The organism is Noviherbaspirillum aerium (assembly GCF_008929045.1).
Classification (GTDB): Bacteria; Pseudomonadota; Gammaproteobacteria; order Burkholderiales; family Burkholderiaceae_D; genus Noviherbaspirillum; species Noviherbaspirillum aerium.
Genome location: NZ_VFAH01000054.1, coordinates 1 through 8,161, shown reverse-complemented (window position 1 = coordinate 8,161; position 8,161 = coordinate 1). Strand labels below are relative to the sequence as shown.

Below are 8,161 nucleotides of genomic sequence, written 5' to 3'. Positions count from 1 at the left end.
CGATCTTGACCTGCTCGACGGTATCCTTTTCCGAACCCATGGAGCTGTTGGCGAAGACCTTGACGCCGAGGCGGCCCTTGGTCTGCTCGGCGAGCACCTTGCCCATCTGGCCCACGGCGACGACGGTGGGGTAGTCGTTGGGGTGGACGTCGGCGGAACGGAAGTCCTTGGCGTGGCCGGTCAGGGCGACGGCGGCCAGGGCCACGGCCATGGCGGTACGTTTGAATGTCTGGAATGCGGTGCTCATGCTCGAGTCTCCTTGGATATTTTTTGAAGGATATTTATGGCGTCGCTGCCGGATCGTCACGCCGCAAGTCTGCGTGGACGGTAACCCGTGACGGGTGGATTATATATGTAAGATGTATGATGTTGAAACAATTATTTTCATTGGCATGCGCTTTTCCATCAGTTCCCTGCCTTATTGCTTCAAGAAGCGTCCGCAAGTTCGTCCATTTCAGCTTTTTACTAGGTAATAAAGCTTGCCGCGTTTCTATTTGCCAGCGTAAGGACAACTATTCAACAAGCAACGGCAACCATGCAGAGCGACGGCTGACTTGGCCAGCCAAAATATGGCGCGCCGCTTATTTGTATGATGTTTTACTCTCCGGGCACAGACTGGCCGCGCAGCGCCCTAGCCTTCTCGGCCTGGAGCCTGAACATGGTGAAGATGTTGACGACGATAAGGACCAGTTCGAGCGCCGTACCGCCGATCGAGCCGCTGGCAATATTGTTTGCCACCCACAGTATCGAACCGACCAGCATCAGCGCACGCATGGCAACGCCATTGAGCATGAAGAGTGCAATGGTGCCGATGCAGGAGGCGGTCAGAGGCAGCCAGGAAATCCATCCCGTTGCAAACTTCAATCCGAGGCCGATATTGAGGGCAAGAATGAACACCACAACCCAGCGCGACCTGGTGTACAAGGACAGAACGGATCTCAGCGTCGAGACCAGCGTACTGCTCACCGCCGTCATGTTTCCGAGCAGGGCGAAATGCACCGCATATGTGATGCATTCCCCTGCCATCAATATCTTGAATGCCTTGTCGCTGCGCTGCAGGAACGATCCTACGCCGAGCACGAAGGCGATATAGCCGGCACACTGCGCCGGAGAAAATATTTCCGAAAACAAGATTGACTTTGCTATTGGTTTTTATGTGGATGGACGCAAGGCCGGGATGAGCTCATCCCGGTCGACTACATGAAGGCCAAGCAATTCCGCTGTTCACGATGTTCATGACCTGCCTATCAACATCTTGCGGCAATCGTCACCCGCCCATCCTCAGCTTGCAAGACCAAGCGCCCTGCGCACCGGTCTTGCGTTGGCAATGACAGGCGCCGCCATCTCGGGCAAGACATGGCCTGTAAAGACACAGCCCTGCTGGCTCTGCTGTTCCTGCAGCTTGAAGATGCGCACCAGGTCAGCCAATTTCCCTGTCTGGGTTTCCAGAGCATTGGCGGCGGCGCCAGCTTCCTCGACAAGGGCGGCATTCTGCTGCGTCATCTCATCCATCTCCGCCATCGAATGACCGATTTGCTGGATGCCGAGGCTTTGCTCCTGGCTGGCGGTGCTGATTTCCGCAACGATGGCACCAACCCGCTGAACGCTGGCGACCACTTCCGTCATTGTCGTGCCGGCCTGATCGACCAGCCGCGAGCCGGTGGCCACCTTGTTGACCGAGTCGTCGATCAACGCCTTGATTTCATGCGCCGCAGTCGCAGAGCGCTGGGCCAGGCTGCGCACTTCCGAGGCCACGACCGCGAACCCGCGGCCCTGTTCTCCGGCACGCGCCGCTTCGACCGCGGCGTTCAATGCCAGGATATTCGTCTGGAATGCGATGCCGTCGATGACGCCGATGATATCGACGATCTTCTTTGCCGACGTATTGATTTCCCCCATCGTGGATACGACCTGGGTAACGACCTTGCCGCCCTGTTCCGCGATGGAGGAAGCCGCCGTGGCAAGGTGATTTGCCTGGCTCGCATTTTCGGCATTCTGCTTGACCGTCGCCGTCAGTTCCTCGATGGAGGCGGCTGTTTCTTCCAGCGAGCCGGCCTGCTGCTCGGTTCTCGATGAGAGGTCCGCATTACCCGTCGCGATTTCGCTTGAACTTGCGGCGATCGCGTCGCTGCTGGTGCGGACTTCGCTGACGATTTTCGTCAGCGCATCGTTCATGTCCTTGAGCGCGGCCATGAGCTGGCCTGTTTCATCGTTCGATGTCTGCACGATGTCGGTGGTCAGGTCTCCGCCTGCCACCTTGCGCGCGACGCTGACCGCCTGCTGCAGCGGGCGGGACACGAGCCTGGCGATGGCGAACGCGAAGAGCAGGCCGAGAATCACCGTGCCGGTCAGCATTGCGGCCACCCACACCTGCGAATCCGTATACACCTTGCTGCCTGCACGGCTGGCGGTTACGCTGTTGCGCACGCCAAGCTGCACCATGGAGTCGATGTGCTCGCGCATCTCGCCGTAGAGACGGGTCAGCGATCCGCGGTTGAAGATGATGGCTTCATCCTTCTTGTTTTGCGAGGAAAGCGTAATGACGTTGTCGTGCTCGGCCTTGAATTCATCCCACAGCTTCACGACTTCCGCATACATGGCGCGCTCTTCCGGGGTAATCGGCAGCTTTTCATATTCACCGCGGACCGCGGCAAGTTTTTGAATCAGGTCGTTCATGCGCATCTGGTGCGTGCGCATTTTCACTTCGTCGTTCGCGAGGATGTGCTCCATCTCTTCGGCCCGGAGCTGCGCCATGCTGGCCTTGACTTCAAGCAGGCTGCGCACGGAAGGCAGCCAGCGGGACTCAAGCTCGGTGGCGGTGTGGTTGACCTTTTGCAACTGGGCCATTGAAAACAGGCTCAAAAACACCGTCAATGCCAGCACCACGAGGAAGGACAACAGCAGCTTGGGAAAAATATTCAGGTTTTGAAACCGTGCTGTAAGCAGCGTGGTCAGGCGCGATCCGGCTTTGGCGAATCGATGTTGGGCGCGCATTGTCTTCCTCCTTGTTATTAACGGCATCTTGGTGTTTGAGCGGCACATCGGGTGCATGAACGTCACATGACAATCGGACGCCCGCGTGTTCGCGACCACTCCATTTCGAGACATCATATTTCTATGGAGAAATAAGATCAACCTGTAAGACAACACCTTCAATAAGCAAGCTTGGGAAACAACAGCGGATTCAAGACACCGGACTCTGGCAGTGACTCCGGAAAGCCGGAAATTCCGCCTGGGAATCACTCCGGGCAGGCGGAAAGGAAGCATTTACATCGGCCGCAACCCGCATTGCGCGCGCTGCGGCCGTCCGGTCTTAAGCCACCGGAGCAATGAACGCAATCAATCGGCCCATCCTTCTGATGAACTCGGACGTGACGATGAACTGCGGCTTTTCCCGCTTCACATACGGCGCAACCTCGGGCGGATTGTCGGCCGGATACGGAGACGTATCGTAGATGTCGCCCACATGCTTGCTTCGATAAGCGGTGCCGGTATAAGGCGTTGTCGGGCCGTCGCCGCGGTAGGGATTGACGATCTCGGCGACCGGCGAAGTCCAGTAATCCTTCGTGCCCAGCTCGGAAACCAGCTGGTTGACTTCGGTTTCGGGCACGTTCGGCGTGGTCATCTTCGCGCCGGTGAACAGATCCGGGAAATCCACTTCGCGGATCGAGAAGTACTTCGGCAACGCCGCCGTGGTCTTCACGCTGAGCGGCGACCTGGCAATCATGTCGGCGATGGCCGTGCTGCTCATGCCGTTGAGTTCGTTGTATTTCCTCTCGAGTGCCGCGACGTCGACCGAACGGCCTGCGGAGTAATGGCTCGGCGTGTTTGTGATGTCCTTGTTGTAGTAATAGGCGCCGTTATGGATGTTGGAGCCATAGCGATGCACGTAGAGCGCGTCGTTGGTTTCGAGTTCGACAAAAGTCGGATGCGTACGGCCGCTCAGCAGGGGATTGAGCTGCACCGCGTTCGACGGCAGCGGGCAGGACTTCAGCCAGGCGATGGCCTTCGGAATATTGGCCAGGTACTTCTTGTCGCCGGTCAGCTGGAAGTAGTTGAACAGCTGCTGGATATTGGTCTGGGTGGTATGGGTCGCCAGGGAACGCGGCTCGTAGCTGCGGGCGCCCGCCGGGGAGCCGGCCGGACGTCCGCCTGTCTCGCGCGACAGGTGCTGCAGGCTCCAGCCTGACTGCAGGCCGTTGGCGGATGTCCACTGCATGCGTTGCATGCAATCCATCGCGCGGCGAATGTTCGGGATCAGGTCGGTGCGGCCCAGCGCCACCACGCACATGGTCAGGAACTTGATGTTCTCGCCCATGACGTCATCATTGAAGGTAACGTGCAGCGTATAGTCGCCGTCATCCATGCCGGATTTCGAGCCGGCCGGAAGCTGGTCCGCATTGGGGCGGGGCATCTGGGATACGGCGCCCGGGAAATGCGGGAAGCGCTGCGGCCAGCCGCCGTCGGCAATGCCATATTCCGGCCCGAACTGCGCATTGACCATGAATGCGATGGCCTTCTGCAACGGCGCCAGGAAGCGCTCGTCTTTCTTCTCCAGGTGCAGACGCAGCATGAGCTGGGAGGCGACGGCGGTGCCGGCATCGTCAAAGGTCGCGTTGCCGTAGTAATGCTGGAACTCTTCGAGGCGCCAGCCGTTCTTGCCGATGGTGTCATACCAGTGCTTGAGCGATTCTTCGCCGGCAAAGTCGTAGATATAGTTCCAGCCGCCGGATGCATGCTGCGCTTCAACCACCGCCAGGCCGGTACGCACCGCCGCATCGTAGAAGCGCTCGTCGTCGGTGGCATGGTAGGCGTCGAGGTAGACATGGCCAACGGAAGGCGTGCCGGGCGGCTGGATCCAGCACATGGTGCGCTTGGCTTCCATCTCGCCGAAGGTTTGGGTCAGGTCGGGGGAGTAGGACCAGACATAGCCGCCGCGGTAGGACACTTTTTCGTCCATGTAGGTGGCGGCGCGCTTGAGAGCGGAGGATGCGGCCGTCCGCGCAGTGTTCGGTGTTGCGGGATTGGGTGTCACCGGCGTCGTTGCCACGGCGTCCGTTCCGCCGTCACTGCCACCGCAAGCTGCCAGCGCCAATGGCGAAAGCATGGAAATCACAAAATTGCGTCGTTTCACAGCTTAGTCTCCTCGTTAGATTTTCAGTCTTGGACGGCCATCAGCACTGGCTCTTGAGCGCGGCACAAGACCGACGGCACCTGTCTTTGAAAGTGGATGGCGATCTCGATTCTGCATATGCCGAATGCCAGCCATCTCGTAAGACATCTTACGAAAAACGAAGCTGTTTCACAATAGGATCTTTCGAAGTCATCACAGCATGACATCCAAATTTCCGCTAGAAGTCATAAATTTATGCATACATTCAACTGCTTACGATAGCTTTAAAAGTTTTCGCACATCTCTCATGGAAGAAATGACCAAGTCTTTCCTTAGGCATCATACGTCATACATATTTAGAGAGGGTATTGATCCATATCAGATTCAAGTGATGCAACATGCATCGCAAAGGCATGTTCGGACTCCGTGGCGGACTGCGACCCGCATGCGGCCTCTTACGCGAATCAGCAGTGGCCAGTCGCGGCGGTCATGCCAATCGCCGGTCATGACATCACAAAGGAGATCAATGGATTTTTCAGCTTGCAAGGTCTGCAGCCAGCCAGGGAATCCATGGCGGGACTATGGAAAATGGATCCCGGGCACGACGCGGCCGGCCAGAAAAAGACGCGGCCTCATGTTACGGAATGAATGGCGATTGGTATCAGTGGCCTGGGACAGGCAGAGGACGTCCCGCGGCGGAAGAGTCGAGTATGGATTGAATCAGGCACTGGACCCGCAGCGCATCCCGACCGTCGGGCATGGGGTTCGATCCGGTACGTATAGCGGCAAGAAAGCCGCGGATCAGTTCAAGGTGATTTGCATGAGAAAACGCCATCGGGTCGGCGCCACCCCCGAGTACGGTGGGCGCCCCTATATCCCGCTGCGCGCCATCCATCAATCGGATTTGCAGGGAATCGCCTTCGAGGCACGCCGAGCCCCTGGTACCGATGAGCCTGATCTGCTCCGCGAACCCGGGATAGCAGGCCGTGGTGGCATGCAGGCTGCCTATGGCCCCGCTGCGAAACCGCAGTACTGCGGCCACCAGGTCTTCCGTTTCCATTCGGTGTACCGCCGAGGTGACCGCATGCGCATAGACGCTTTCCACTTCGCCGGCAAGACTGAGCGCAAGGTCCATGGTGTGTATCGCCTGGGTTAGCAGCACGCCGCCGCCATCACGCTCCCTGCTGCCGCGTCCAGGGACATCGTAATAGGCTTGCGGCCGCCACCAGGGAATCTGCACCGATACCGACACGAGATTGCCAAGTTCGCCGTCGTGCAAGGCTTGACGCAAGGCGAGCGCCGCTTGCCGGAACCTGTGCTGCAATACGATGCCGAGCATGATTTGCTTCTGTTCGCAAACAGCGACAAGCGCCCGCGCCTTATCGAGGGAAACATCCAGCGGCTTTTCGAGCAGCACATGCTTTCCGGCTTCGGCGGCAGCACGCACCAGCTCAAGATGCGTATTGGGCGGCGTCAGAATAATCACCGCCTTGATCGATGGGTCCTGCCATACCTGCTCCACCGATTCCGTAACGGGAAATCCGTAGCGGCTTTGCACTGTCTCCCGGGCGGGTAAGGACCTCGCCACCACGCACGCGACTTCCGCTTCCTGCGTTAAGTCCTGCAGACTTCTCGCATGAGGCTCGAAGGCCATGCCTGCACCGATGACTGCAATACGAATCCTTGACATAAAGATGCTCTCCGTCTTGTTGCGAACGCTTCAATGCATGCTTGAGAGGCAGGCTGACTGAGGTGTTGTCCGTTACCAGTCATTCCACCGCAGACAGGTATGCCGCCTTCCTGAAGCCTCACATTTTGTAAGATGTCCGACCCACACTTTACTGCGATTCTACTGCGTGTGCATGACCATCTTTATTGCTCGACGGTGATTGGCATATGTAAACTCGGCCGCTAAAGAGAGGTAACGCTTGGACAAATAGTCCTATTCGACCGGAATTTCGGCCAATATTGGCCAATCGAAGTCAAGTCGCGAATGATTTGTGTCTAAATAGCAACAAAAACCTACTCGAAGTAGGTGATTTCCAAGTATGTCATTTCGCACCTTGAAACAAAGACACAGGAAAATGCTGCATAAAAGAATCACATTTGAAAACTTCTGTTGTGCTTGCCAAAATAAATTTGTATGATGTGTGACATCAAAAATAACTGAAAAAAGCAAGTTGCCGCTCCCCGGCTTTAAGCAAGCCGGCGAATAAGGAAGCATAAGGAGCCGTCACTGCACAGGAGACTAGGTCATGCCGCACATCTGGGTTGAACATTCCACGAATCTTGAAGGCAAGCTCGATCTGTCCTTGCTGCTGACTGGCGTTCATTGCTCGGCGGTGAGTACCGGAATGTTTGCCGAAGGAGCGATCCGTACCCGCCTGCGTCCGGTTGATCAATACCGTGTCGGCGACGGTCACCCGGACAACGCGTTTGTCCATGTGGTGATCCGGATTGCCGCGGGACGCGACATACAGACGAAGAAACAGATTGGGGAAACAATGTTTGCCGAACTATGCCGCCTGCTCGCGCGGCAATTTGACAGCATGCCGCTCGGCCTGTCGCTCGAAGTCCAGGAGCTCGATGCGGCGCTCAACTTCAAGCAGAACAACCTGCAGGACCATATCGATCGCCGGAACGCCAATACCGCACGGTACGCCGGATAGCGGCACGCGGAACGCAACGCGCGGCAATCCAACCGGGAATGCGGCACAAGGAATAAGTTGATCGCCGCTGACACAGCGGCGATGCGGAAAAGATCATCGGCAAGAGATTGCCAATGGAAGACTAGGCGAACTTTGGAAGAGGAAGGCAGTAAGTTTCATCGCCAGAAAAACCTAGATGTTCGGCGTAAAGCACCCAGGTGGAGCGCCGAAGCACACTTGAACGAAGCACCTATAGGAGAAACCATAATGAAGAAATCGCTACTCGCACTGGCCGTACTGGGCGCCATCTCCGGCTCTGCCGCTGCACAGACCAACGTTGCCATCTACGGCCTGATCGACGTCGGCATCGTTCGCGAAAGCGGCGCGCCTGCAGCCGGTT

Annotated in this window: 5 protein-coding genes and 1 pseudogene; 1 reads left to right on the top strand and 5 read right to left on the bottom strand. The window is 57.4% G+C overall.

Annotation, left to right across the window (positions count from 1 at the left end):
* The 5 genes and pseudogenes from FH061_RS29865 to FH061_RS29845 all read right to left on the bottom strand — a co-directional run.
* Nucleotides 1-247: pseudogene (locus tag FH061_RS29865) on the bottom strand (TRAP transporter substrate-binding protein); the annotation flags it as partial.
* Between the two features lie 350 nt (nucleotides 248-597).
* Nucleotides 598-1,131, bottom strand: a complete 534-nt coding sequence (locus FH061_RS29860) for a YgjV family protein (protein WP_225984982.1) — start codon at nucleotides 1,129-1,131, stop codon at nucleotides 598-600.
* 150 nt (nucleotides 1,132-1,281) lie between these two features.
* Nucleotides 1,282-2,994 (bottom strand): methyl-accepting chemotaxis protein, encoded by a 1,713-nt coding sequence (locus FH061_RS31710; protein ID WP_151639464.1) that lies wholly within the window; start codon nucleotides 2,992-2,994, stop codon nucleotides 1,282-1,284.
* A gap of 319 nt (nucleotides 2,995-3,313) precedes the next feature.
* A complete protein-coding gene (locus FH061_RS29850) occupies nucleotides 3,314-5,134 on the bottom strand; it encodes a pectate lyase (RefSeq protein ID WP_151639463.1) in 1,821 nt (606 codons plus the stop codon).
* 640 nt (nucleotides 5,135-5,774) lie between these two features.
* On the bottom strand, nucleotides 5,775-6,803 hold the full coding sequence (locus FH061_RS29845) for a Gfo/Idh/MocA family protein (RefSeq protein WP_151639462.1): 1,029 nt from the start codon (nucleotides 6,801-6,803) through the stop codon (nucleotides 5,775-5,777).
* 565 nt (nucleotides 6,804-7,368) lie between these two features.
* Between FH061_RS29845 and FH061_RS29840 the strand changes: the two genes are divergently transcribed.
* Nucleotides 7,369-7,782 (top strand): 5-carboxymethyl-2-hydroxymuconate isomerase, encoded by a 414-nt coding sequence (locus FH061_RS29840; RefSeq protein ID WP_151639461.1) that lies wholly within the window; start codon nucleotides 7,369-7,371, stop codon nucleotides 7,780-7,782.
* Nucleotides 7,783-8,161: the final 379 nt, after the last annotated feature.